Annotated in this window: 25 protein-coding genes and 1 pseudogene; 6 read left to right on the forward strand and 20 right to left on the reverse strand. The window is 48.0% G+C overall.

Annotated elements, in window-relative coordinates; genetic code table 11:
* Positions 1-305: 305 nt before the first annotated feature.
* Positions 306-1,079: a DUF817 domain-containing protein gene (locus tag NNL21_RS31515; RefSeq protein ID WP_204820793.1), complete on the forward strand. Its 774-nt coding sequence runs from the start codon at positions 306-308 to the stop codon at positions 1,077-1,079.
* Positions 1,080-1,308: 229 nt separating this feature from the next.
* Here the strand turns inward: NNL21_RS31515 and NNL21_RS31520 are convergent, their stop codons facing one another.
* The 9 genes and pseudogenes from NNL21_RS31520 to NNL21_RS31560 all read right to left on the reverse strand — a co-directional run bounded on the left by NNL21_RS31520 (position 1,309) and on the right by NNL21_RS31560 (position 9,622).
* Positions 1,309-2,229 (reverse strand): GNAT family N-acetyltransferase, encoded by a 921-nt coding sequence (locus NNL21_RS31520; protein ID WP_204820792.1) that lies wholly within the window; start codon positions 2,227-2,229, stop codon positions 1,309-1,311.
* A 9-nt stretch (positions 2,230-2,238) separates the two neighbouring features.
* The gene (locus tag NNL21_RS31525) at positions 2,239-2,685 is read right to left on the reverse strand and encodes a GNAT family N-acetyltransferase (protein ID WP_204820791.1); all 447 of its coding nucleotides are present in this window, start codon (positions 2,683-2,685) and stop codon (positions 2,239-2,241) included.
* A gap of 192 nt (positions 2,686-2,877) precedes the next feature.
* Positions 2,878-3,732, reverse strand: a complete 855-nt coding sequence (locus tag NNL21_RS31530) for a helix-turn-helix domain-containing protein (protein WP_256555619.1) — start codon at positions 3,730-3,732, stop codon at positions 2,878-2,880.
* Positions 3,733-3,851: 119 nt separating this feature from the next.
* Entirely contained in the window at positions 3,852-4,889 is a 1,038-nt protein-coding gene (locus tag NNL21_RS31535) for a cysteine peptidase family C39 domain-containing protein (protein ID WP_204820789.1), read from the reverse strand.
* Positions 4,890-5,184: 295 nt separating this feature from the next.
* Entirely contained in the window at positions 5,185-5,964 is a 780-nt protein-coding gene (locus tag NNL21_RS31540) for a sporulation protein (protein WP_204820788.1), read from the reverse strand.
* Between the two features lie 127 nt (positions 5,965-6,091).
* Entirely contained in the window at positions 6,092-7,027 is a 936-nt protein-coding gene (locus tag NNL21_RS31545; RefSeq protein ID WP_204820787.1) for a DMT family transporter, read from the reverse strand.
* Positions 7,024-7,796 (reverse strand): annotated as a pseudogene (locus NNL21_RS31550) (ABC transporter permease). Before NNL21_RS31550 ends, NNL21_RS31545 begins: the two are co-directional and overlap by 4 nt.
* A gap of 25 nt (positions 7,797-7,821) precedes the next feature.
* Positions 7,822-8,592 carry an ABC transporter ATP-binding protein gene (locus NNL21_RS31555; RefSeq protein WP_204820786.1) on the reverse strand — a complete coding sequence of 257 codons (771 nt, stop codon included), beginning with the start codon at positions 8,590-8,592 and terminating at the stop codon, positions 7,822-7,824.
* Between the two features lie 109 nt (positions 8,593-8,701).
* The gene (locus NNL21_RS31560; protein WP_204820785.1) at positions 8,702-9,622 is read right to left on the reverse strand and encodes a LysR family transcriptional regulator; all 921 of its coding nucleotides are present in this window, start codon (positions 9,620-9,622) and stop codon (positions 8,702-8,704) included.
* A gap of 116 nt (positions 9,623-9,738) precedes the next feature.
* On the opposite strand from NNL21_RS31560, the gene NNL21_RS31565 reads away from it, so the two are divergent.
* The 3 genes from NNL21_RS31565 to NNL21_RS31575 are packed head-to-tail and all read left to right on the forward strand — an operon-like array spanning position 9,739 to position 12,475.
* Positions 9,739-10,737: an aliphatic sulfonate ABC transporter substrate-binding protein gene (locus tag NNL21_RS31565; protein ID WP_204820784.1), complete on the forward strand. Its 999-nt coding sequence runs from the start codon at positions 9,739-9,741 to the stop codon at positions 10,735-10,737.
* A 46-nt stretch (positions 10,738-10,783) separates the two neighbouring features.
* Positions 10,784-11,266: a DinB family protein gene (locus NNL21_RS31570; protein ID WP_204820783.1), complete on the forward strand. Its 483-nt coding sequence runs from the start codon at positions 10,784-10,786 to the stop codon at positions 11,264-11,266.
* Between the two features lie 24 nt (positions 11,267-11,290).
* The gene (locus tag NNL21_RS31575; protein ID WP_204820782.1) at positions 11,291-12,475 is read left to right on the forward strand and encodes an amidohydrolase; all 1,185 of its coding nucleotides are present in this window, start codon (positions 11,291-11,293) and stop codon (positions 12,473-12,475) included.
* A 98-nt stretch (positions 12,476-12,573) separates the two neighbouring features.
* Here NNL21_RS31575 and thyX read toward each other — a convergent pair whose 3' ends face one another.
* The 5 genes from thyX to NNL21_RS31600 form a co-directional block, all read right to left on the reverse strand.
* On the reverse strand, positions 12,574-13,275 hold the full coding sequence (thyX, locus tag NNL21_RS31580; RefSeq protein WP_204820781.1) for an FAD-dependent thymidylate synthase: 702 nt from the start codon (positions 13,273-13,275) through the stop codon (positions 12,574-12,576).
* A gap of 25 nt (positions 13,276-13,300) precedes the next feature.
* Positions 13,301-13,498, reverse strand: a complete 198-nt coding sequence (locus tag NNL21_RS31585; protein ID WP_204820780.1) for an NUDIX domain-containing protein — start codon at positions 13,496-13,498, stop codon at positions 13,301-13,303.
* 69 nt (positions 13,499-13,567) lie between these two features.
* The gene (locus NNL21_RS31590; protein ID WP_204820779.1) at positions 13,568-14,347 is read right to left on the reverse strand and encodes a class I SAM-dependent methyltransferase; all 780 of its coding nucleotides are present in this window, start codon (positions 14,345-14,347) and stop codon (positions 13,568-13,570) included.
* Between the two features lie 305 nt (positions 14,348-14,652).
* A complete protein-coding gene (locus NNL21_RS31595; protein ID WP_204820778.1) occupies positions 14,653-15,432 on the reverse strand; it encodes a sporulation protein in 780 nt (259 codons plus the stop codon).
* A gap of 83 nt (positions 15,433-15,515) precedes the next feature.
* Positions 15,516-16,400, reverse strand: a complete 885-nt coding sequence (locus tag NNL21_RS31600; RefSeq protein WP_204820777.1) for a helix-turn-helix domain-containing protein — start codon at positions 16,398-16,400, stop codon at positions 15,516-15,518.
* A 145-nt stretch (positions 16,401-16,545) separates the two neighbouring features.
* Between NNL21_RS31600 and NNL21_RS31605 the strand changes: the two genes are divergently transcribed.
* On the forward strand, positions 16,546-19,149 hold the full coding sequence (locus NNL21_RS31605) for a GH116 family glycosyl-hydrolase (protein ID WP_204820776.1): 2,604 nt from the start codon (positions 16,546-16,548) through the stop codon (positions 19,147-19,149).
* A 147-nt stretch (positions 19,150-19,296) separates the two neighbouring features.
* Here the strand turns inward: NNL21_RS31605 and NNL21_RS31610 are convergent, their stop codons facing one another.
* The 5 genes from NNL21_RS31610 to NNL21_RS31630 all read right to left on the reverse strand — a co-directional run bounded on the left by NNL21_RS31610 (position 19,297) and on the right by NNL21_RS31630 (position 23,088).
* Positions 19,297-19,821 (reverse strand): hypothetical protein, encoded by a 525-nt coding sequence (locus NNL21_RS31610; RefSeq protein ID WP_204820775.1) that lies wholly within the window; start codon positions 19,819-19,821, stop codon positions 19,297-19,299.
* A gap of 240 nt (positions 19,822-20,061) precedes the next feature.
* Positions 20,062-20,535, reverse strand: a complete 474-nt coding sequence (locus NNL21_RS31615) for a DUF2691 family protein (RefSeq protein WP_204820774.1) — start codon at positions 20,533-20,535, stop codon at positions 20,062-20,064.
* 78 nt (positions 20,536-20,613) lie between these two features.
* Positions 20,614-21,456, reverse strand: a complete 843-nt coding sequence (locus tag NNL21_RS31620) for an SDR family oxidoreductase (protein WP_204820773.1) — start codon at positions 21,454-21,456, stop codon at positions 20,614-20,616.
* A gap of 62 nt (positions 21,457-21,518) precedes the next feature.
* Complete coding sequence (locus NNL21_RS31625; protein WP_204820772.1) at positions 21,519-21,965, reverse strand: MarR family winged helix-turn-helix transcriptional regulator; 447 nt, start codon at positions 21,963-21,965, stop codon at positions 21,519-21,521.
* Between the two features lie 148 nt (positions 21,966-22,113).
* A complete protein-coding gene (locus NNL21_RS31630) occupies positions 22,114-23,088 on the reverse strand; it encodes a phosphotransferase (RefSeq protein ID WP_204820771.1) in 975 nt (324 codons plus the stop codon).
* A 153-nt stretch (positions 23,089-23,241) separates the two neighbouring features.
* Between NNL21_RS31630 and NNL21_RS31635 the strand changes: the two genes are divergently transcribed.
* The gene (locus tag NNL21_RS31635; RefSeq protein WP_204820770.1) at positions 23,242-23,616 is read left to right on the forward strand and encodes a hypothetical protein; all 375 of its coding nucleotides are present in this window, start codon (positions 23,242-23,244) and stop codon (positions 23,614-23,616) included.
* 179 nt (positions 23,617-23,795) lie between these two features.
* Here NNL21_RS31635 and NNL21_RS31640 read toward each other — a convergent pair whose 3' ends face one another.
* Positions 23,796-24,194: a VOC family protein gene (locus NNL21_RS31640; protein ID WP_204820769.1), complete on the reverse strand. Its 399-nt coding sequence runs from the start codon at positions 24,192-24,194 to the stop codon at positions 23,796-23,798.
* Positions 24,195-24,253 lie beyond the last annotated feature (59 nt).

A 24,253-nucleotide genomic window follows, 5' to 3' on the forward strand; every position in this document is an offset into this window, starting at 1 on the left:
CCAGAGTCAGTACGCATTTTTTCTCATCTTGTGAATTAAACCTCAACGGGTACATAAGATCAATAAATGAGCAGTTTGCCGCGGCAGCTGCTCCTTGTATTAAGCTAAAGGGCAGCAATGGGATTTTCCATAGAGGGTGAGCATGGTGATCAAAATAAGAAATATAATAAGAGAAACTTTCTCTTTTTAAATAGGGCTTTCGCCTTTATTCTTGATTTTAGACAACATAGCAAACAGATAAATAGGTAACCACAATGATTGATGAATCGTACGATTCAATGGGCCTAGGGAGGAGATAAACAGAATTGAAACCAATCATACAACTCCTGCATTTTGGCTATCATCAGGCGATGAGCTGTATATTTCCTGTTGCCATCTTTGGAACCTTAGCTCTCTCTAGCGTAATAACGGTACCTTTCATTCATCGTTATGATGCCATTCTACTTATACTGCTTGGAGTTCAATACTTCATGTACCGCAGTGGATTAGAGACACGTGATGAAATCAAAGTAATCTGTGTATTTCACTTGATTGGATTGTTGCTGGAGGTCTATAAGGTTTGGATGGGATCATGGTCATATCCTGAGCCTGGGTATACGAAGCTGCTCGGTGTCCCGCTCTATAGCGGATTTATGTATGCCAGTGTCGCAAGCTTTATGTGTCAGATTTGGCGGAGACTGAAGATGGACATGACTGGCTGGCCTGGGCTTAGGCCTTCGGCGCTATTGGGAGGATCCATCTATTTCAACTTTTTCACCCATCATTTTCTTCCCGATTTTCGTTGGTGGTTGACGGCACTTGTGTTTATTGTCTTCCGGAAAACAAGGATCATCTATCGGGTAAGGACGACTACTTATCGAATGCCCTTAACGCTCGCTTTTATTATTGTAGGTTTTTTCATCTGGTTAGCGGAAAATATAGCCACATTTTTTGATGCTTGGAAATACCCTGATCAGCACCAAACCTGGCAACTGGTTAGTTTCAGCAAAATCAGCTCGTGGTTCCTTCTCGTCATCATTAGCGTCATCATCGTTGCCCAACTTAAACATGTTAAAGCTAGTCGAACAAGGAGCGATTGATGTTCCAGCTAAACGGGGACGAGAGTTGTAAGGTGGTCGACTGGATGCATGCTTCGCTTGGAAATCCAGCTGCAGACGTCGCGGAAGTTTACGTAATGATTGAGTATGCCGTCTTGTCACCGGAAAGACCGGCTGCCTTCATTGCGTTCTTTGAAGCTTCACGAAAAGCAGCCTACAAAACTTGTTTCTATGATTCGAGACCATCTAGGCATTCCCTGAACCTAAACGCTTATTTCGCGCTTGAAGGCCTTATTTCTTTGTAATAATTACATCTCGTCGCATACGAACCAAATCCAAGCTTCTTGTACAAGTGAAGTGCCTTCCTATTATCTATGCCTACAGTTAAAGTGACCTCTATAGCTCCTGCCTTTCTTAATCGGGTTAGAACTTCAGCTAGCAACGCCTGACCTAGCCCTTGGCCTTGATGTTCCGGCCTTACGGCTAGTGTGGGAATCTTACCCATTTCTCCGACTAATTTCGAAGAGACGAATGCTGCTGGCATACCGTCTATGCTTGTTGCCAATATATATAAGTCAGGATTATAATCCGAACGCTTAAATTCGTGAATAACTTGATCAGCCGTTTTATGACCGCCAAATGCATCGTTATAGATGGCAGCCCAAGAAGCTGCATCCGAATGCTTGGGAGAACTCAAAACATAACCCGGAAGAGGATCGGCTGCTATTCGGTCTAGTTGTGCGTTGCGAAGGATTCGTAGTTCATGTCCAGGTATCATATCCTGTTGAAGGGCTAATTCGGTTAAACCCGCTGCTCTAGAGTCAGCACGATGTACAAAGACGATTGTTCTTTCCTCACTTACGGCAATATTCGTCAAATGCTGAACAATGAATTGAAGAATGCGTGTACCAATCCCTTTTCTTCGCCAATCCTGATCGACACCAGCATAGCAATAGACATGAATACGATCGCCGGAATCGCTGAAGCATAGAGAGAGATACCCGATGATTTGTGCATGAACGAGGAGCACAAAGGTATTCTCACGAATTCTCTCCCCAGGCTCATCTAACTCCCGGTCGAATTCTTGTGCGGTTAGCCCGTATTGAAAGTTCAAGGGATCCTGGTTGATCATTGCTGCAATAGCCTCAGCATCCGATTGCTGATAGAGACGAATGATTACACCACCCACCATATTGCCTCCTTACATTTGAAGCACGCGAATGATTTCACCATCGATTACTTCTTCACTCACTTTACTAAACCCCAATGATTCATATAAGTGTCCCGCCGCTTGGTTGTTGGGTCTATGTCCGATCATAATCCGGCTGCAATTCAAGGTAACGCTCATATAGGCGATAAGCTCTTTCATTGCAGCCCTGCCATAGCCTTTGCCCTGCTGTTTCTCATCCATCATGAATGCAGGTATCCAGAAGTTCCCTTCCTCATCCGGCTTGTTGCAAAACACGATAAAGCCCACGATTTCATCATCCTCGTACACCGCGCGTAATTCAAAATCATCCATGTATTTGGATTCCGCGATCCAGTAAACAACAGGCGCCGGAAAGACGTTAAGCTGTTCGGCCGTTACCTTAAGCCTCGCACAGTCATACCAATTCTCGATCGTTACTGGCCTCAGGCTAATTATCACAAGCAATTCCCCCCCCTTGATTAAAGAAAGCAAAATGGCCCGAGAGTAAACTTACCTTACCCTTGGGCCGAATCGGCGGCAGTGTACGAATGTCGGCCGGCCGCCGGTCAATAAATTCAGATTTAATTTAACACGGATCAACTAGCGCTAAAAAGATAAAAAACGGTTATAAGCATCTTTTCCAATAAGGAGCTAAAGGGCAAAAGCCTTTCTCGCACATTCATCCATGACCTCTGTACTGACGAATGGCGCGATCGACTGCAGGGCATGAACACCCTCTAGCTCGAAAGCCTTCCTTGCACATTCGTCGAGCACCTCATCGCTGATAAATGGAGCCATCGACACCAAGGAGGAGATCCCTCCAGCTTCAAATGATGTCCTCGCAAATTCATTGAGCAGTTCTTCTCTGATGAATGGCGCTATCGACACCAATGATGATAGTCCGGCATCTTCAAAATCCTTTCTTGCAATTTCGTCAATCAGCTCATCGCTGACAAATGGAGCAATGGGCAACAATGAAGATATTCCTTTCTGGTTAAAAACCGTTCTCCCAATTTCGTCAATGGTCTCTTCACTGACAAATGGTGCTATAGGCATTAGAGAAGACATCCCATCGTGTTCAAAAGCTTTTCTCGCACATTCATCAATCAACTCTTCGCTAAGGAAGGGTGCTATGGACACGAGATCGCTTATCGCCATTCTATCCTTCACACTTTCAAATACCTCATCCACCTGCTCGGTTCGGAGTATGGGGGCCACCTCCGAAATCTCTTCTATCGATATATCATTATTCTGTAAGTAACCCTCGGTTGTATGGTCGAGCACATGCTTAAGCAGCTGTGTGCCTTTGCTGTTTTCGAGAATCTCATCGATACTCACACCGAATACTTCAGCCAGTTGGGGAAGCTTAGAGATATCGGGCATGGTTTCTCCCCGCTCCCAATTGCTAACGGCTTGGTGGCTAATCCCCATTAGATCGGCTAACCCCATCTGAGTAATTCCCGTTTGATTCCTTAGCTTGGCAATATTTCTTCCTACTTTGACCATATTAAACACTGCCATCACTCCTTCGCTCAAGATGACTTCAGTGTATCGATTCCCGTGAAATCTGTATATCAAGTAATGCTTGAGTTCCGTTTATACGCTGCTGCTAGAGCGATTCACAGCTAAATAACCGAATAAATTTCCGATAATAACGCCAACGCTTTTTTTTCCAATATTGATAGTTCTCTTAAGATCGTTAGCATTTCTTCCTTCTCGATCGCGCTAAACAACACCCGCAGTTGTTCATACGGATACTTGTCTCTCAGCACACGGGTTCTAGTAGATATCTCGGTATAGATATGTATGGCTTCTTCAAGGGACTTCTGCGATTCCATATTTAGTTGATCCTTCATCTCTTCGAGGAAGAGCTTGGCATGCGATCTGGCTTCATGAACGACTTCGATGACCAGGGCAAAATCAAACTTCAAAACCACATCATGTTGTATGGCGTTGATCCACTCTTCGTAAGCTCTTGAGCCAACAAAGTACGTTTGTCCAAATTCCTCGTAGACAGCCTCTTCATTCATGCGGAGGACAAATCGGATAGCCTCCTTAAACGTGAATAATTCATCACCTGCTGCGACAGGATCGGCCCAATGCAAGGAAACGATCCCGCTTGTTGTATCTCTTGGTTTAGAATGCTTACGTTCCTCTAGACAATTCACACACGGACACAGGCTTAGCCCTAGTAAGTTCCAGGGGATCACATCCTCACTGTGTTGATACCCCGTATGCCAGGAATCGATATAATAACCAACCTCATCATATCCCGTAATGACGGAAGTCTGGTCAAGTTGAGCGATATGTTTGGCAAACACGGGTTTATTGGAATCCACTGCCGCCCTTGCCTTGTCCCATGCTTCTGCCTGCAGAACAGTGAAGGCTTCCCCCTCGGCAAACTGGTGGATCCCTTCTATTCGAATACCAAGATTGCGTGCGAGTCGATAAATCTCGGGTACTGGCGGACCTGCATTGGGGTGTATACAACGCTCATCAAGTACATGGAGAAAGGCCAAGCCCGTCATCCCATAAATGCGTGTTGGGGTTAATGGAATCTGATAAAAATCCGCAACCGATTTGATCGCACCGAGCTGAGATGCATCCATGCCAGCAAAACCATAGTTGTTGAGTGTTAATCGAGTAGTGAATCTATTTTCCATTACCTAGCCACCTCTCATCTCCTATTATAGGTACGCACCACTGATAGACTTGAGTCGATCGAATCATTCCTCCGCTCTCACAACAACCCTTTACTGCCGGCAGTAAAGGGTTGTTTTCGCGATCGGAATCTATCTACATGTTCATAGAATAAATATATTACACAAGTAAAATTTTGGCAATTAAAGCATCGGTATATAACGGTTATAACTGCATAGCACATGGATAATAAAGAAGCCCTTCCCGTTGGGAAAGGCTTCAGCGCGTATGCCGCAATGTAAATGCGGGTGCGTTCATTTATACGTACTTGCGGATTAGTTCGGCCAGATGATTGGCAGCGTAGCTGGCACCGGAAGCAAGTTGATTGCGGTCGAACCGCAGCTTTACAAACCGCTCATCCGTATCCAGCGCTTCGGAGAAAAATCCGGCTAACCCGCGCGCCTTGCGATCGATCTGCAGCAGCAAGTCGACACCATTCTCATCCGGGTCAAAGATGATTTCCAATTCGTCCAATTGACCCCGGAACTGCGAGGTAGGGACGAACTCGAATTCTTGAACGAAAGGCAATCCATACTGCCTGCTGTAATTCGGTGCGTATTCGCACTCCACCTTGCGCAGCCGGAAACCGAGTTGTTTGACCGCCTCCAGAATAACCTCGGAATATGGGTGCGGCTTTACGCCAAGCTGATCTTGATCCTTCGGATCAACCGTTTCTTTAATATCAAGTCCGGTTTGAATCCAGACTGGCGTTCTGCCCATCGTCACAGGCGTATTCGCCGGAAGCTGGAATGAGACGGGGAACTCGTAGACCTGCTCCGCCTTTACGGTAAACTTCCCGGCCAGCAGGAATTTGGAGACGGCTGCCTCCACTTCCCTCTTCGTATCGTTCTGCTCCCTCAGGTATCGCGTCATGATGAAGGCATAGACATCGTTAACCTCCTGATCCACGCGCCCACCTTCAATGCGGACGACGCCGCTGATCAGGTCCCCCGCCTTCACAACATCTTGGTGCAGCATGAGATCTACTTTAGCCGCGCCGATCCCGACACTCGCGAGCATTCGTTTGAACATGGACATTACTGAATTTCCTCCTTTTTTCACCTCTTCACTGATACGATGAGACAGCACAAGTGGTTTCGTTTACTGCCGGCAAAAATTCAATCGTAAGCAAATGAAAGAAGAAGCGACTAAGAACACCAGGTTCTTAGTCGCTTCTTCTGTTTGTTTCGGATAATTTTCGGGTGGGTTTACCCGAGATATTCACGATCATGACGCCGGCTAGTATAACGAGCCCGCCGGTAATATGTGCCGGCAGCAGCTTCTCGCCAAACACGGCCACACCGGCGATAACGGTAATGAACGTGGCCAGATTGATGAACACGCTCATTTTGGAGGCTTCCATATACGTCAGCGCGTAATTGGTTAATAACGAAGTGATCAGCGAGCTGAGTATGCCTAGATACAGAATCGAAGCAATAAATAAGGGGTCGACGAATGGCGTGAAGAATGACGTCAGCGTCCCTTCTGCGGCATGACGGCCGATCGCAAAGCCGTTGAACACGACAAAGCTGACGCCCATGATGAAGAACGTTATGTCCGCTGCGCTGTATTGCTGAACCAGCTTGCGGCCAAGCACATTATAGACTGCAAACGAAAGCGACGATAGCAAGATGAGCAGGGCTCCATTCAAATTAGCTGCGTTCATGTGAATGCCCTTCATGGCGATCATATAGACGACGCCCGCGACGGAGAGCGCAATCCCTATTTTTTGCTTAAAGGTAGATGCCTCCTTGATCCAATACGACGCGAGCAGCATCGTCATTAAGGGAATGGTCGCTTGAATGATCCCTGCTTCCGAAGACGGAATATATAATAACCCGAACGTTTGCAGCGCGAAGTACAAGGTCGGAAAGAAGACAGCCAGCGGCAGCATGGCGAGCATGTCCTTCCCCGAAAGCCGCAGCTTGGAGCGTCTGAGGAGGACAACCGCGGCTGCGGCGGCAAAGGATAACGTGAACCGATGGGCCAGCAAGTCGATCGGATGCGCGGAGATCAGGGCAAACTTTACGAAAATAAGAGAAAAGCCGATGATAACCGCATATAGAAATGCGGCAGCATAGGCTTTTTTGAGATGACTCATCCGCGGTAGCTATCCTGCCACTTGAGCAGCTTCGTCTCCAGAATCCGAACCAGAGAATCGGTCAGCTTGCCGACGATGGCGAAGATGAATATGCCGACAAATACGATTTCGGTCCGCATATAGGCTCGCGCATCCTGAATGAGATAGCCGATGCCCTGATCCGCCCCCATCAGCTCCGCTACAACCAAGCACAGCCAAGACGTGCTTAACGATAAACGGACACCTAACAAATATTGGGCATCGCGCCCGGCAAGATAACCTTAGTCACTTGATGGATCCGGCTGAATTCCAGCACGCGCGCCACATCAAACAGCTTGGCATCGACGTTGCGGACCCCCAAGAACGCATTGACGTACAGAGGGAAGAAGGCGCCCATCGATATAAGCAGCACTTTAGACAGCTCCCCGAAGCCAAACCACAAAATAAACAATGGCGTAACGGCCAGCAATGGCACGGTTCGCAGCATTTGGATAGACGGATCGAGCAGCTGCTCGGAGCGCTTGAACAATCCGACGAAGAGACCCATCAATAATCCTAAGCCGCCGCCGATTACAAAGCCGAGCATAGCCCGCATGACGCTGATTCCCAAGTGATGCATGAGTTCGCCTGAAACGATAATCTCGTAGAAATTACGAAAAATGGAGACCGGTGAAGGAAACAGCTGGGGCGATATCCATTCCAGCGTCGATGCCAGCTGCCAAACCAGCAGCACAATCACTGGAATAAGGCTGCCCAAGGCAAACCGCTTCGCCTTTTCGCTTTTGAACATGAGGAAACAATCCCTTCCGATGATGTTAAATAGACCAAGTATCGTTGTCTTGCTCCTCATGACCAAGTGCACGAATCACTTCATTGCGCAGTTCTTGGAAGGGCGCACTAACCCGGTTTCTTGGGTAAGGCAACTCAATAGGGATAACGGCTTTAATGCGGCCGGGTCTTGCATCCATGACGACAACGCGGTTGGACAAGAATACTGCCTCGTCGATATCATGCGTGACGAGCAGCATGGAGGTGCGGTTCTCGCGCCATATATCGAGCAGGGATTCCTGCATATGATTACGGGTAAACGCATCAAGCGCGCCAAACGGTTCGTCGAGCAGCAGCACCTTTGGCTTGCGGAGCAAGGCCCGTGCAATGGCGACCCGCTGCGACATGCCTCCCGACAGCTGCTTCGGATAAGCCTTCTCGAATCCAGTCAGCCGGACAAGCTTGATCATCTCATCGACTTGCTCCCGAACGTTACGGTCCTTCAGGGAGAGATCCGCAGCAATATTCTTCTCAACAGTTGCCCATGGGAATAAACGATGCTCTTGAAAAATAAATCCCTTATCCTTGCTCGGACCGGTGACGTCTTCCCCATGCAGCAGCATGCGGCCTTCGTACTGCACATCCAGCCCGGCAGCGATCTTAAGCAGGGTGCTCTTCCCGCAGCCGCTCGGTCCGATAATCGAGACAAACTCTTGCTCCATCAGCGTAAATTCAATGTGATCGAGAACATGAGTAGCCTGGTTTGCCGTGTAGAAGGTTTTGTTCAACTGGTTGATTTCTAATGCCGCCGATGTCATGTGCTGATGTCCCCCTGCAACGAATCTCTTACGCCGCTGTAGAATTTAGGATGAATAGTAGCAGAAGAGGAAGTTAGTTGTCAATACAGGGCCGGGCAAGAAGAATCGGTCAATGTTTCAAATTCGGATTCAAATATTCCCGCATGACATACTTCAAAAATTCCTTCTGGGCAATGGAGAAATGCTTATGATTAGACCGCGCCCAGCCTAGCGAAATCGTAGTAGGCTCGTGATTAATAAGAGGAACAATAACTATATCGCCGCTTAGAATGAGCGGATCGTTCAGCATGCTGTACTCGATAAACATGCCGATCGCCACACCCTCGACAATGGTTCTTCGAAGCAGCTCGATATTGTTGGAAGTGAAGATTACATCGACAGAGCCGTACTTGCTGACGAATTCCTCCAAATACCAGTTCGAGAATACGCCATCGATATTGACGAACGAATAGGCGAGAAGCTCTTCCGGGGAGACACTCTTCCTTGAGGCGAGCGGTGATCCTCTACCCACGCACACGACAATTCGCGAATCCAACATTTTGTGCATCGTCAAATCCTTGACATGCTCCTTCTTCTGATCATGCTCGTGAAAGTAGATCAGGCCCAGATCGGTTCGGTCCTCCCTCAGATCCTGTATAACCTCCTCCGTACTCTTGCTGGATATCGCAAGCCGGACATTGGGATAGTCCTGTTTGAAGGAAATAATCGATTTGGTCAGCACCGCCATGAAATTGGGACCAACGGAGAAGCGAACCTCCCCCTCGATCTGCTTGCTCTCGATCTGCGCTTCTTCCTTGATCTCCGCGACTTTGAGCAGAATATCGTATATTTTCTCGATAATGATTCTACCCCGGGGCGTAGGCTCCGTGCCAAGCCGTGAGCGGGTAAACAGCTTAAATCCCAGCTCCTGCTCCAGCTTGGCAATCGCTTTGCTGATGGCGGCCTGGCTGACATGCAGCTGCTCGGCGGCAATCGAGATCGAGCCTGTACGCGCAATAGCGGAAACATATTCAAATTGCTCCATATTCATGTAAACACCCCCACACATAACCTGTAGTTATGATAGCATAATTCATATATACTTTACTAGAATACTCGGAAATAATACAATGCAAATAAATCTAGTACGATAAGGGGCTTTTGACAATGCGTAAATCTACAAGAATAACAACCCGATTCGGTCTGCTATCGCTCATTCTGATCATAGCTTTGACCTTGACTGCATGCGGCAGCGGCGGCGGCAAGTCGGGCGATGATAAAGTAACGGTCAATATCGCGGTTAACGGCGGGTTGAACCTGCTGTCGGTCGCCAAGCAGAAGGGCTGGTTCGAAGAAGAGTTCGCCAAATTGAATGCGGATGTCGAGTGGCATGAATTCCAGAGCAGCGTTCCACTGCTGGAAGGGATCGTATCGAACCGCGTGGATTTCTCCTTTATCGGCGATGGCACGGTCGTTACAGGCAAGGCGGCGAACAGCCCGTTCACCGTCATCTCCACTATCGGCGTTCAAGGTAATCAGAACAGCGTTATTGTGAAGACGGACAGCGAGGTTCAATCGATTGCCGATCTGAAGGGCAAGAAAGTCGCCGTAGCGAAGGGCTCATCGGCACATATTTTCCTGATTAAGGCGCTTGAGAAGAACATCATGAAGGAATCGGATCTCAAAATCGTGCAGCTGCAGCCGGACGAAGCCAATTCCGCATTCCAAACGGGCGGCGTTGATGCTTGGGCAACCTGGGATCCATTCGTAACAACGGAAGTGAAATCAAGCCGCGCACGGATCGTCGAAAGCGTGGAAACGATGAATATCGTCGCTCCTGCGCTCATGATCGGGCGGGACAAATTTATTGAGGAGCATCCTGAGCTGACGACGGCTTACTTGAAGGTGTATCAGAAGACGGTTGACTGGGTCAATGGAAATAAGGATGAAGCCGCGTCGCTTCTAGCGGAAGAGAAGAAGATGGACTTGGAATTGGTGAAGACGCTCGTCAACTATACGAACTATATCAATACGCCAGTGACGGCCGATGTTCAAGCGGCTATGCAATCGACGGCAGATATTCTGCTCGAAGCGGGCACGATCAAGGACAAAGTCGATATTAGCAAGTCATTTAACAATACCTTTATTGAAGATGCACTTAAGTAGTTAAATAGCTCTACCCGGTAACGAATGCTAGAGGAGGCGCATGTCAATGGGGACAGATCGACAAAGCTCGATTCACAATTATAAGCAGACAGCCGTGAAGATTCGTCAAAGCGTGGAAGGGTTATCGGAGCAGCTGATTGCATGGAAGCCCGGTCCGGACGTATGGAGCATTCAAGAAATCATCGGTCATCTAATGGATTCCAATATCGTCAATTCGTACCGCATACGCAAAATCATCTCAGAGCCGGTGACGCCAATCGTTACCTTTGCTCATGAGGAATGGGTGAATGTACAGCAATTCAACGATATTCCGCTGCCTGAGATATTGGATGCTTATGAAGCGCTCGCCCGCTATAATGCGCTGCTTCTGAACAAGCTCACGGAAGAACAGTGGCAGAAGTACGGCATGAAGAATGAAGAGCAAATTTCGATTTCCCATATTATAGACAAGTTTATTTGCAATCATGTAGAGAAGCATCTTGGACAGATTGAACGCAATAAATCCGAATATAACGCTAACTTGGTTTAAACGCCTAGAAAGGAGGAGCCTTCAATGACTGACGTACAACGTTTGCTTGCCCAGGCGGAAGCCGCACAAGAACAAGTGATTCAATGGAGGCGCCACCTGCACCAGCATCCTGAGGTTTCATTTCACGAGAGCGAAACCGCTCATTATATAGAAGAGACACTTCGCTCCATCGGACGTATGGAGGTATCCCGTCCGACCGCGACGAGCGTGATGGCGAGACTGATCGGCCGGCAACCTGGCAAGGTTCTGGCGATTCGGGCAGATATCGATGCGCTGCCGATCGAAGAAAACACCGGGCTTCCGTTCAGTTCGGTCAACCCGGGTGCGATGCATGCCTGCGGGCATGATGGACACACGGCCACTGTACTCGGAGTAGCGAAGGTGATGGCCGAACATTACGATTCGCTTCAAGGCGAAATCCGGTTTATTTTTCAACATGCGGAAGAGCTGCCTCCCGGCGGCGCCGATGAGATGATCGCGGCCGGTGTGATGGAAGGCGTGGATGCCGTCATTGGCGCGCATCTGCAATCGCCGATCGAGGTAGGCAAGGTCGGTGTCGTCGCAGGTCCGATGCTGGCTTCACCGGATACGTTCTATATTACGGTGCACGGCAAGGGCGGACACGCGGCCGAGCCCCATATGGCGATCGATCCCGTTGCGATTGGCGCTCAATTGGTTACGAACCTGCAGCATCTGGCCTCCAGAGCCTTCAATCCTATGGACCCGCTGGTCGTATCGGTAACGAAATTTATCGCCGGACATACACATAATGTCATCCCGGGAAGTGCAGAGCTGTGCGGCACGGTTCGCTGCATGGATCCTGATCTTCGTGGACAATTGCCGAAGCGGATGAAGCAGATTATTGAAGGCATTACACAAGCGCACGGCGCAACGTATGAGTTCCGTTATGATTACGGCTATCGCCCTCTTATCAATCATGAGGCGGTTACACAGATCGTAGCAGAATCCGTTAAGGAGCTCTACGGAGAGGACAAGCTGTACACGATCAAACCAAGCATGTCAGCCGATGACTTCTCCGCATACCTGCACCTGGCGCCGGGCACTTATTTCAACATCGGAGCCGGCAACAAGGAGAAGGGAATAACTTACCCCCACCATCATCCACAATTTACAATCGATGAAGGCTCTCTTCTAATCGGTATGAAGGTGTTCATTACAGCAGCCTTGAAGCTGCTGGCCGTGAAGTAGAACAGATAACCTGCGGAGTCATTGAACAATGATTCCGCAGGTTATTTATTTTGCAAAATGGCAGAGAACGCTTTGTCAGAAACTCACGCGCTGATATGCTATTTACAAAGCTGCTCAAGGGAAACCGGATAGATCGGCTTAATCAGCTCGAGAATAGCCTTGGCATAATCCTGAATTTCTTGCTGGGCATCGTCCTCTAGACGCTGTGCCAGGAAGTGGGCGACGGATTGTACGGAAGCTGTCCAATACCAGCGGATATACAACCCATACGCAGGAAGGAACAGACGGGCTTGCTCCGCACAGATTCCATCTACTAAGGCTGCCTCGTATTTAGAGATCCCTTGCTCGATGTAAGCCATTAATTCTCCTGTGTACTTCTTGCCCAGTTCCCAGGCTATGGGTTCACCGCTGCCCTGCTTGGAATTGGCCGGCTTCGATCTCCATTCACCTGCCTTAGGGATATAGAATGCGGGCTCCTCCGTAATGTAGCGGCGGCTCGACTCATTCCAGGCATCTAAGCTATCGCCTGTCCCTTCATAATGAGCGGAGCCCACCACATACTTCCACCACTGCCTAGCAACCATCAATGGAGCGTATACCTCAAATTGTGTAATGGCATGCCGGAATGGGGATGTGTGGCCTTCTTGGGCTAGAAACTTAATGAGCCGGATATCTCGCTCACTCAGTTCGAGCGACTCTTTGGCATAGGATACTCGCGCAGCATTGGCAACGGTTAAGTCTGATCCCATGTGATCTACTAACCGTACATATCCTTTATCGTGAACGTTTATTATTGTCATTCAGAAATCCCCCTGTGATGTATATTTAATTCCGCGGCTGGTCGATTTCTTCCTTTACCTCGCGAATGACAGCCGACCTGCTGTCTTCCCCATATTCAATCGTCCCTCCCACTGGGCGATATGTAACTACACCGTCCACCTCAGGAAACTTCTCTACCAATATGGAATCCTCTCTTCGAATGATACAAAGTGAAGAGGCTCTATAGCCCAGACTCTGAGTCATGTGCAGCGTTCCTCCGTTCTCAAAACAACCCTTTACTGCCCGGCAGTAAAGGGTCATCGTGATCTGGATTTATTTTCTTACGGCTTCATAAACGAATTGCTGCTTCCCATGGGTGGGTGGATTGCCAAATTCGAAGTCGGCGGAAATCGTGACATCGGCAAAACCAATGCTTTCTAAAATAAACTTGAACTCTTCTACTCCGTACCATCGAAGGGCGAAGCGCTGCAATTCGGTTTGAATGAGCTCTCCAGCCCGCCACTTTTCATACTTGAGGTAGTCTACTTTATATTGGTTAAAGAAAAGATCGGCTTCCACGCACTTGCCTTCCATCGTGATGATGTCGCCATTCGGACAATGGAACGTAGCGGTGCCGTCCCATTTGCCTACATTAGAACTGTTGTAGTCCTCCCCAGGTAGAAAGAGATCCAGCAGGAGACGTCCACCTGATTCGAGATGATCATACAATCGCCTTAAGACCTCGATCGCTTCTGCACGTTGTTCAATTAGCTGAAATGATCCAGCAGGAATAATGATGGCTTCATATTGGTTCGGAAGATCAAGCACCTTCAAATCCGCTTGAATCAAGATGGGGCTCAGACCACGAGCATCACAATGCCGCCGGCAGGACTCCAGCATCTCCAGAGAGTAATCGACTCCGTCGACTAGAAGACCTGATTCAAGAAGAGGGATGATCACACGTCCCGAACCGACCATGGCTTCAAGAATCCGCCCCTTGCAAGACTTCAACCGTGCCTGATAATATTCAATATCACCATTAAAGGACTGCCCAATTTTCTTCGTTAGGTCATAGACCTCTGTGCAAAGCTCGCCATAATAACTGAAAGACATCGAATGTTCTCCCTCCGTGGTTTGAATTGTTGCACGGAAGTGGGATCTCCCAATCTTATCCCTTCCGCACCTCTACAATATTGGCTTCACCAACGAATGAAATGACTCTCATTACAATCACTCACTTTCTTAATAGGATTGAATTAATCTTAATATACAAGTAAAATCTTGGCAATGGAAGCGCGGGCATAGAATCAGCGAAGCATAAGAATGTTTCTGGAGAAGCTAACGCTGATAATAAAGAAGCCCTTCCCGTTGGGAAAGGCTTCTTCGCGTACACCGCAATTAGATGCGGGTGTGTTCGTTTATACGTATTTGTGGATTATTTCGGCCAGCTGGTTGGCAGCGTAGCTCGCTCCGGAAGCAAGCTGATTGCGGTCGAACCGCAGCTTTACAAACCGCTCATCCGTATCCATCGCTTCGGAGAAGAATCCGCCTAACCCGCGCGCCTTGCGGTCGATCTGCAGCAGCAAGTCCACGCCGTTCTCATCCGGATCAAACATGATTTCCAACTCGTCGAGTTGACCACGGAACTGCGAGGTAGGGACGAACTCGAACTCTTGAACGAAAGGCAATCCATTCAGCCTGCTGTAGTTCGGCGCGTATTCGCAAGTCACCTTGCGAAGCCGGAAACCAAGCTGTTTAACCGCCTCCAGAATTACCGCGGAATACGGGTGCGGGTTTACTTCAAGCTGATCTTGATCCTTCGGATCGACCGCTTCTTTAATATCCAATCCGGTTTGAATCCAGACAGGCGTTCTCCCCATCGTCACTGGTGTATTCACCGGAAGCTGGAATGAGACAGGGTACTCATAGACTTGCTCCGCCTCTACGGTAAACTTCCTCGCCAACAGGATTTTGGACAAGGTTGCTTCCACATCCATCTTCGTATCGTTCTGTTCCTTCACGTAACGCGTCTTAACGAAGGCATAGACGTCATCGACCTGTTGATCCACACGGCCACCTTGAATCCGGACAACGCCGCTGATCGTATCCCCTGCGTTCACCACTTCTTGATGGAGCATAAGATCTACCTGAGCCCCGCCAATCCCGACACTCGCTAGCATTCGTTTGAACATTGACATTATTGCAAACCTCCTCCATTTCATCACATATCCACTGATACGCTGAGGAAATATAACAGGTTTCATTTGTTCGCAGCATAACGTTAAGGAGAGGCTTCACCCGCCAGACAGTCCGGGTTTCTCTTATAATAACCGGGATTAACTCCTGTTGCGGACTTGAAAGATTTCGAGAAGTGATGCACATCGGTAAAGCCGCAATATTCGCTCACTTTCTGGATGGTTAGTCCTTCCCTTAACAGCTCCTGAGAATGTTCGATTCGTAATTTTAACAAGTATTGATACGGCGTCATGTTAAAATGCTGCTTGAACAGCACTGTAAATCGAGAAGGCGACAGGTTGGCCCTTCTCGCCATATCGCCTATGCTGATCGGTTCGGAGAAATGAAAGGCAAAGTATGACGTGATCCAATTCAGGAAGGGCTGCGGGGACAGTACCCCCGGCTTGGGCTTCATGTAATGCTTGAACAGGGTGGTCAGCCATTCATGGGCAAGCTGGTTGGCTTCTACGATCCCCATGTAGGTTTGCAGCTGCCAGCATTCAATCATCTTTAAGACCAAATCCCGCATTTTGCCCGAATGGGACGTCTCCAGCTTGAAGGGTAGGCGAACATCCTCGCAATGATGAAGTCTGGGCTGCATGTAAGCTTCATAGGAAGTCATGTCCACTTGACCGGCTAGGGTGACGAAGCTGTTCTCCCTTTGCGGATTATAGAACAAATCCAGGTGTACGTACGGATTAATCGTATTGGTCAATCCTCTGATGGTGTGGACATCACCAGGCTGAAGCAGGCAGAGGTCCCCTTCTTTCAACGTATGCATTTGACCGTTGACCTGAATTTCAAATTGACCCTCCTGTACATAGAAAATAATGTAATCGAGCAGATTGCGCTCGCCGATAAGAAACGGAGGCCGGATCGCATAATCGGCAATGCGAATATAGGGTGCAATGACGTGATCTTCTAATTTCATCTGCATTAAACCTCTTTCAAGATCTAATTACAATCGTTTTTTACAAAGAAAACAGGTCTATTATATAAAGAATTCCATACTCGCTCCTCTTATGATGAAACCAGTATATTACTTCGTATTCTATCATTATATGGGGAGGCTGCGTATGGAGAACGTATATAAAGGCCCGAAAACAAGAGAAATCAGCTTTCCGCTAGGCGGAATCGGAAGCGGCAGCATCGGCTTAGCGGGCAACGGCCGGTTAGTGGACTGGGAAATTTTCAACCGTCCCAATAAGAAGAGCTTCAACGGTTTTAGCCACTTTGCGGTGAAGGCGGAGCATAATGGACATGTGCTGGACGCACGGGTATTGAACGGGGACATGCAAGCACCCTACGTTGGCGAGCATATTCGCGGGGGTCCGCTTCATAGCGGCTATGGGTTCGGTCCGGAAAGCCAGACGATGGCGGGCATGCCCCATTTTGAAGAGGTGGCATTCAGAGGGGAATTCCCGCTGGCAGGCATGTCGTTCAAGGAACCGGCGTTCCCGGGGAACGTTCAATTACTGGCCTTTAACCCTTTCATTCCGCTGCAAGAGGATGATTCCAGCATTCCCGCAGCCTTCTTCGAGTGGGAACTGGAAAATACGGAGCAAGTACCTATTACCTATACGCTATGCCTCTCAGCCGGTAACCCCATTCCGACGGAGAAGATTGTCTATGAATACAGCGAGACGACACGCGAGAGTCGAGAGCGCAGCGTGCATATGATCAAGCTAGGCTCGAAGCAATATGACAGCGAGCATCACCAGTTCGGAGATATCACTATCGCTACGGATGCGGCGGAGATCAGCTATCAGGAATATTGGTACCGCGGCGGATGGTGCGATAATCTGGAGATGTTCTGGCATGATTTTAAACAGCCCGGGCGTCTGAAGAACAGACAGTATGGCGTGGATGAGACGCCTATGTACCGGAAAGACACAGCGTCACTGGCCGCACACGTGGAGCTGAAGCCAGGCGAGAAGACGACGATCAGATTCACGATCAGCTGGCATTTTCCGAATATGAATAATTATTGGAATCCGGATCCGAACGGGCATAATTCATGGAAAAACTACTACGCCACACTGTTCGAGGATTCCCGGGCAAGCGCGAGGTATGCCTTCGCTCATTGGGACCGCCTGTATGGGGACACGCTCAAATTCAAGGAGGCCTTGTTCTCTTCCACGGTGCCGGCCGTCGTCAAGAACGCGGTATCCGCGAATCTGTCCGTCCTGAAAACAGCGACGAGCTTGCGGCTGACCGACGGTTCCTTCTACGGATTCGAAGGCTGCATTGCGGATACCGGCTGCTGCGAAGGTTCCTGTACGCATGTCTGGAACTATGCTTACGCGATGCCGTTCCTATTCCCCGGCTTGGAACGCAGCATGCGGAATCTAGATTTCCAGTACAACAAGCGCGAGGATGGCCGAATGTCATTCCGCCTCATGCTGCCGGCCGGGCGCGAAAGAAATAACTACCGCGCCTGTGCTGACGGCCAGTTCGGCGGCGTTATCAAGACTTATCGCGATTGGAAGATATCGGGGAATACGGAATGGCTGCGTTCCGTCTGGCCGGACGTCAAGCAATCAATTGAGTATGCATGGGCCGAGAGCAACGAGGACAAGTGGGATCCGGGCAAAATGGGCGTTCTCACAGGCAGACAGCATCACACCTTGGATATGGAGCTATACGGACCTAATTCCTGGTTAAGCGGATTTTACTTGGCTGCTCTTAAGGCAGGCGCGGAGATGGCGTCGTTCTTGGGTGAACAGGCCGCATCGGATGAGTACAGCAGGATATTCGAAATGGGCAAAGCATGGGTAGATGAGCATTTATTCAATGGCGAATACTACGTTCAGCACATCGATTTGGCAGACAAATCCGTGCTTGATCCATTTGGCGAACCAACCGTGAATCATTACTGGAATACAGAACGGGGAGAGATTAAATACCAGATCGCGGAAGGCTGCGCCATCGATCAGGTCGTCGCCCAGTGGCATGCCAATCTGTGCGGTCTCGGCGAGGTACTCGATCAGGAGCAAACCCGCTCCGCATTGAAATCGTTGTATCGGTATAACTTCAAATCCAGCATGAGACATGAAGCGAATACGTGGAGACTCTTCACGCTCAACGACGAAGGAGGACTTGTGATCTGCACATGGCCAAGCGGGGTAAGCAAGCCGACGATTCCATTAACCTACAATACGGAAACAATGACAGGCTTTGAATACCAGGCAGCTTCGCACATGATCCAAGAAGGCTTTATCGAGGAAGGTCTTGCCATCGTCGAGGCCATTCGCGATCGTTACGACGGCGAGAAGCGCAATCCGTGGAATGAGATCGAATGCGGCAGCAATTACGCAAGATCGATGGCAAGCTATTCATTGCTGCAGGCCTTCAGCGGATTCGAATATAACATGGCCCAAGGCATGATCGGCTTCAGCCCTGCGCAATTGGCCGATGGTATGTTCCGCGTATTCTGGTCGCTCGACATGGGCTGGGGAACATTCGAGATGAGCCCCGGGCAAATCCGGCTTCACGTGCTGCACGGAAAACTGGAACTGAAGGTACTCAAGCTTCCTAATGAGCAGATCGAAGTGATCGAAAGCATCCAATTGGATGGTGTCGACTTGGCGTATACAATCGTAGGGAAAGACATTCATTTTAACCATCCATCCAGGATTGAAGTTAATCACCCACTCGTCCTACATCTAGAGCTTCGGTGATACAATTGATAGCCAGAACAGGCCAGCCCTTCCGGGTTGGCCTGTCTATGTTCATTTCACGATTGGAACGATTGCTCGTACGTCCTGATGACTTTTGTCGCAACAGGTGAGCGCGGCTCGTTCCTCCGAAGCTTGCGTAAGCGAGGTTTACGGTATTAGCGGATTATTCTGCTTAAGCCGATCGAACTCGTAGATGGTTTGAAGATAGTAGGGGCTTGCTTCATTCTCCCTGTTGAAAATACCCATGTACCCCACATTACCGAAAATAACGTATTCCATGTTCACCAATGGGTCGGGACGATTGGATTGCCAATAATAATGGATCTCCAACGGAGCTTCATACCATAACCAGTCCAGATCTTTCATTGCAATATTCTTATGCCTAAGAACCCATATACTAAACAGGACATGAGGGTCATCTACGCGTATTTCACTCTTGGGGTTGTTGGTCTTCAAATGGTCGGCAGCGGATTGAAGAACAGTATTAATATCGGACCCTTTTGTGAAATGATAGACAGCTTGAACTTGGTTAAACTCATTGGTATATTTACCAGCTTGAGTTAGTACCTTGATTTGGTCGAAACTAACATTCGGGATGTAAGCAAGTACCAGGGTGGAAATAAAACCGAAAATTAGAGCCTTTGATAGGTAGGATTTCTTCGTCTTGTTCATATAGATCCACCCAATTAGGACGCCAATAGGGGTGAGTATTCCGGATAAATGAATAGAAAATATACTTATTAAGTAAACCCCGAAGACGGTGAGCCACATTTTAAAATCCATGGTTTTTCTCTGCTCAAAGTAAGATACCCATAAGAATATAACGGTACAAATCCATATTATCCAACCCAAAATCATCCCCCCTATTTTCCTTAGATTATCACAATAGGGTTGGCTTAAATTAGTACATTTTCACCACACGGCTAATTTTGTTCGAAAATCATTGTCATCCGTAATGTACGTCAAGGATTGCACGCTGTACGCTTCCATATTCGAATATAGCTTATTCAACATTCCGGGATCCTTGCAGTAAATCGAGGTGTATGAACAGTCAATAATGAGCACAACGAGCTCACAGCCGCTAGCTAGAAAATCTTCATGGGTTTCAACATGCGTAATCGGCGTTCCTCGGGGAAAGGCCTTCAAATCGGCATGTATGATATATTGCGGCGAATCCGTATGGATATATTGAAGCAGTGCTGCTCCATCTACGATTGGGTGGAAGCTGTTTTCCGGAAATAACGGGACCAACTCACCCTCCATTAACTTGTACTCTTCACCAGCCCCTATATACCAGTCGTACATCGTACAATTAATGGACGCCAGAATGTTGGTCAACCATTGACCATACTCATTCGGGATTTGAAATGCAATGCCCCTTATCATTCGCGCCCGCTCCTCTCTTGTTTCGCATCAACAGTCAAACCTTAATTCGGCTAACGTTATAAGTTGCAACTCTCATGGCTATCCCCCGTCCCCTTGTTTGATGCCAAACTTAAAGGAAATAAACGGCCTTATACTATCTTTCAGTGAAGTGACGGGACCTCCAATTAACCTTTCCAAATCCGGTGAGGTGGAGGAAGTATTAATTTTCCCCAGAAACCCGTACATCCAATTGTGAACCTGAGGATCTTGACGAAGAGAAATAGGCTTATCGGTTAGATCAGACAGAGCCGTTGCCAGCTCTTGGAACGTCCATGGACGGGGTGCTGTAAGCTCATAGGTCTTATTCGTATGGCCAGGTTCGGTTATTACTGCTGCTATCCCAACGGCAAGATCATGGCGTGTCACCGTATTAAATTTCCAATCCCCAGGATAGGTCCTCCATTCACCTGCAGCTATGGCCGCATCCAGACCAAGCACGCCAACAAAATCTGTATATAGAGCATTCCGAAGGAAGGTATGTGGAATTCCGGATGTAAGAATGGCATGCTCCGTGGCCAAATGCAGATGAGTTAGCGAAATATTGCCATCCTCTGGATAGGCAAAGCTCGTATAGAGGATGTGCTCCACTTGTGATTTTTTCGCCGCTTCTATGACATGTGCGTGTTGGCGCAGACGTGTTGTATCATCATTATTCGAGCTTGAAATGAATAATAGCTTGGAGGCTCCGGCGAATGCCTGTTCAAGTGTTTCCGATTGATCGTAGTCACAATGGCGTACTTCTATTCCTTGTTCAAGATATTCATGTGCTTCCTCAGGGCGGCGAACACAGGCAATGACTTGATCCGATGCGACCTTCTGAAGCAGTTCCTTCATTATTAAACTTCCTAATTTACCATTAGCCCCTGTTATGACGATCGACATTGGTTATTATCATCCTTCCTCCATATTAGTTAAGCCCTTAACTAGTTGAATGCAAAGTCACGTTACGTTAATCGTAGTTTGTTCAACAACACAAGAAGTTGTTTCAGTTCCTTCTCTTCCAATACCTTCATTTTTTCGGCAACCCTGTGACGATTGTCGGGTAAGTATCTCAACAGCAGGCTCTGACCTTCACTTGTTATCGAAATCACTGTTTTTCTGCCATCCTTAGGATGGCTCGCTCGTTGAATTAACCCGTCATTTTCTAAAGGGGTAAGAAGCAGACTAATATTCGGTTTCGTAACTCCAATTTTCTTGGCGAGCATCGAGGGTAATATAGTACCCCCATCCTTCATAATTTCAACCAATATTCGAATTCTGGCGCCATTCAGCCCTTTGGATTGCCAGTATCTTTCGGAGACATCCACTAAATTCGCCGTAGTTTCAACCAAAGCAAAGAAGGTCTGTGTATGCAGCGGCAAATCAAGAACGTATTCCTGCAGCTCCTTCATCAACTCACCACCTTAATGAATAGTTAAGCACTTAACTTAATTGAACGATCATTACCCCACTTTTGTCAACCATATTTTCCCTTCGGTTATCTTTTGAACTGTTGAGGGCAAAGGGTTGCATCTAGCAACCCCTGAACATGTACGTATTTCAATCAATGTTATGCTCCGCGCACCACTCTCGCAAAAACTTCAAATTAATATCATAGTAATGATCATTCTGCCATGCTCCCCAGACTGGCGCATTACCGGTGTGAAGACCCATTAACCAGATCTCCCTGATTGCGATGAATACCGGAACCGCTTCAAGATCTCGATCCGACAGCGGTTTATGTTCTTGGTAGGATGCTAAGAAAGCACTCCACATCTCATTCTCAAAAGCATCCTTCCCCCGGCAGCGGACTTTTGCCCAGAGAAAAACTGCAATATCGTAAGCTCTCCAGCCCAATCCACCACAATCAAAGTCAAAATGGGTTAAAGTGTCTTGATGAAAATACACATTCCCCCCGTGAAGATCGCCATGGCACATTCCCCAATCCAGCTCAGATGAAATATCCTCAATGCGGTCGCGCAGGAGCTTAGACAATGATTCTAGGTACTCGATATCATGGGGTCTGTGGGTTAACAAGGGCTTAATGGATTGAAATGGCTTCTCTAACAAATGATCGAGGTCGATGATAAATCTGTCATGGCTGCTATGAAAATCATCCATAGCCCTGTGCATCTTGGCCACTTCTATCCCATATAACGAACTGTTCTCCAGCGTGTCCGAATGCCCGCCTTCTGCAAAAGTAAACAGCGCTGCGAAACGATGCCCTTCCGGAGCCGCCAATTCAATCAGATAGCCGCCATCCTTCTTCTTGACGGAATGCGATACCGGCACCCCATTAGATATCAAGTGATGCAGCAATTCAATCTCACACTCAATATCGCTTTTACTTCGCCAATTGGCTTTGTATATGCGTAAGACGTACTTTCGCTCACTGGCGATCACGAGATAGGTATCATTAAGACCATTACTGAGAAAACGGATCTCTAAGATCTCTCCAATATCATATAAATCATGGATAACAGGCATCAGCGCATCGGAAGAAATGACGGAATGATTAACAGCCAGTTTTAGCATAAAGCCTCCTTTAATAGGATTCGACCCTCATTGGTTACCACAAACAACATTCATATCCGTCACCGTGGCAGCTTCTTATCTTCATCCAGTGCCGCTTATAGCCGATAACTCAAGTAGGTCAACCTAACTAGTACAAGATAAGGACGTGAATAGATGCGTATTGAAACTGGTCATGCCTACTCACCGATCGCAAGACGGGCGAGCACCCAGCTATCTCAAGATTTGTTCGAAGCTGCACTTCAGCAGATCGAGAAAGAAAAGGAAAAACAGAAAGAGGATAAGGGGAAGCTCGTTACAGCAAGAGAAGGGGCATACGTACGTCAATACATGGTAAGGCCGGATGGCAGTAAAATCTTAATAAGTGAAACGAAGCAAACCGGAGAGGATTCGACTACAACCGATCATGATTTACAGCCCGCTTCCCATCGTGCAAATGGGAATAACAGCGGCATGAGTCACAACACCGCAGAGGCTCTACATCTTGTAAGTCTCCAAGTTGGCGCGGCTGTTCCACTAGTCAAAAGATGAGCATGTTGAATCAGACAAGCCTACAAGCCTGCCCATGCTGGGTTGGGCTTTTTCTATGAGCAAGGAACGAGCCGAGCAGAAAACGCATCCCGCTTCAATCCCTGAGAAATATTGTATATTCAAGGGAACCACCTTGCCATGGAAAGATTAAATATAATGAATGTTCCCCGCATTTATAACTACTGTGTATGGGGCCAGCCGCTCCATAGATCGATTTTGTTGCCATCAGGATCGTAAACATAGAAGTTTCTCCCGCAGCCCCCGTTGTCCTCGATCGGGTCTATCCTCACACCTGCCGAGCTTAATAGTTCAAACACCTCATCGAAGTTTTCAATTTCAAGAGTCAACAGGCATTGTTCGTTTCCAAAACTATCAAAGTAGTTGGCATTCTGCGATTCCTTTGTCTGCATAAGAAAGATGGTATCACCCGCCGGGAAACCCAGCTGCGCCTGCGCGTTGTTGGTGATCGGCCTCTTTAAAGTCAATCCTAAGTGCTGTACATACCACTCCGCAGATGAACGGGGATCAGATGCTGGTAAATAGACGCAATCAATGCCCTTGGCTATCGGTTTAGTCATCCTAATCATCTTCCTCTCAAATGGACGTTTTCCTCACTCTAATATACCGCACATATGTT

The sequence above is a fragment of the Paenibacillus mendelii genome (assembly GCF_024498075.1).
Classification (GTDB): domain Bacteria; phylum Bacillota; class Bacilli; order Paenibacillales; family Paenibacillaceae; genus Paenibacillus_Z; species Paenibacillus_Z mendelii.

Bases quoted from the DNA above. Each gene is read 5' to 3' on its own strand.
- NNL21_RS31520 (WP_204820792.1), bottom strand. From the start codon at position 2,229: ATGGTGGGTGGTGTAATCATTCGTCTCTATCAGCAATCGGATGCTGAG.
- NNL21_RS31530 (WP_256555619.1), bottom strand. From the start codon at position 3,732: ATGGTCAAAGTAGGAAGAAATATTGCCAAGCTAAGGAATCAAACGGGA.
- NNL21_RS31535 (WP_204820789.1), bottom strand. From the start codon at position 4,889: ATGGAAAATAGATTCACTACTCGATTAACACTCAACAACTATGGTTTT.
- NNL21_RS31540 (WP_204820788.1), bottom strand. From the start codon at position 5,964: ATGTCCATGTTCAAACGAATGCTCGCGAGTGTCGGGATCGGCGCGGCT.
- NNL21_RS31545 (WP_204820787.1), bottom strand. From the start codon at position 7,027: ATGAGTCATCTCAAAAAAGCCTATGCTGCCGCATTTCTATATGCGGTT.
- NNL21_RS31555 (WP_204820786.1), bottom strand. From the start codon at position 8,592: ATGACATCGGCGGCATTAGAAATCAACCAGTTGAACAAAACCTTCTAC.
- NNL21_RS31560 (WP_204820785.1), bottom strand. From the start codon at position 9,622: ATGAATATGGAGCAATTTGAATATGTTTCCGCTATTGCGCGTACAGGC.
- NNL21_RS31565 (WP_204820784.1), top strand. From the start codon at position 9,739: ATGCGTAAATCTACAAGAATAACAACCCGATTCGGTCTGCTATCGCTC.
- NNL21_RS31570 (WP_204820783.1), top strand. From the start codon at position 10,784: ATGGGGACAGATCGACAAAGCTCGATTCACAATTATAAGCAGACAGCC.
- NNL21_RS31575 (WP_204820782.1), top strand. From the start codon at position 11,291: ATGACTGACGTACAACGTTTGCTTGCCCAGGCGGAAGCCGCACAAGAA.
- thyX (WP_204820781.1), bottom strand. From the start codon at position 13,275: ATGACAATAATAAACGTTCACGATAAAGGATATGTACGGTTAGTAGAT.
- NNL21_RS31585 (WP_204820780.1), bottom strand. From the start codon at position 13,498: ATGACTCAGAGTCTGGGCTATAGAGCCTCTTCACTTTGTATCATTCGA.
- NNL21_RS31590 (WP_204820779.1), bottom strand. From the start codon at position 14,347: ATGTCTTTCAGTTATTATGGCGAGCTTTGCACAGAGGTCTATGACCTA.
- NNL21_RS31595 (WP_204820778.1), bottom strand. From the start codon at position 15,432: ATGTCAATGTTCAAACGAATGCTAGCGAGTGTCGGGATTGGCGGGGCT.
- NNL21_RS31600 (WP_204820777.1), bottom strand. From the start codon at position 16,400: ATGAAATTAGAAGATCACGTCATTGCACCCTATATTCGCATTGCCGAT.
- NNL21_RS31605 (WP_204820776.1), top strand. From the start codon at position 16,546: ATGGAGAACGTATATAAAGGCCCGAAAACAAGAGAAATCAGCTTTCCG.
- NNL21_RS31610 (WP_204820775.1), bottom strand. From the start codon at position 19,821: ATGAACAAGACGAAGAAATCCTACCTATCAAAGGCTCTAATTTTCGGT.
- NNL21_RS31615 (WP_204820774.1), bottom strand. From the start codon at position 20,535: ATGATAAGGGGCATTGCATTTCAAATCCCGAATGAGTATGGTCAATGG.
- NNL21_RS31620 (WP_204820773.1), bottom strand. From the start codon at position 21,456: ATGTCGATCGTCATAACAGGGGCTAATGGTAAATTAGGAAGTTTAATA.
- NNL21_RS31625 (WP_204820772.1), bottom strand. From the start codon at position 21,965: ATGAAGGAGCTGCAGGAATACGTTCTTGATTTGCCGCTGCATACACAG.
- NNL21_RS31630 (WP_204820771.1), bottom strand. From the start codon at position 23,088: ATGCTAAAACTGGCTGTTAATCATTCCGTCATTTCTTCCGATGCGCTG.
- NNL21_RS31635 (WP_204820770.1), top strand. From the start codon at position 23,242: ATGCGTATTGAAACTGGTCATGCCTACTCACCGATCGCAAGACGGGCG.
- NNL21_RS31640 (WP_204820769.1), bottom strand. From the start codon at position 24,194: ATGACTAAACCGATAGCCAAGGGCATTGATTGCGTCTATTTACCAGCA.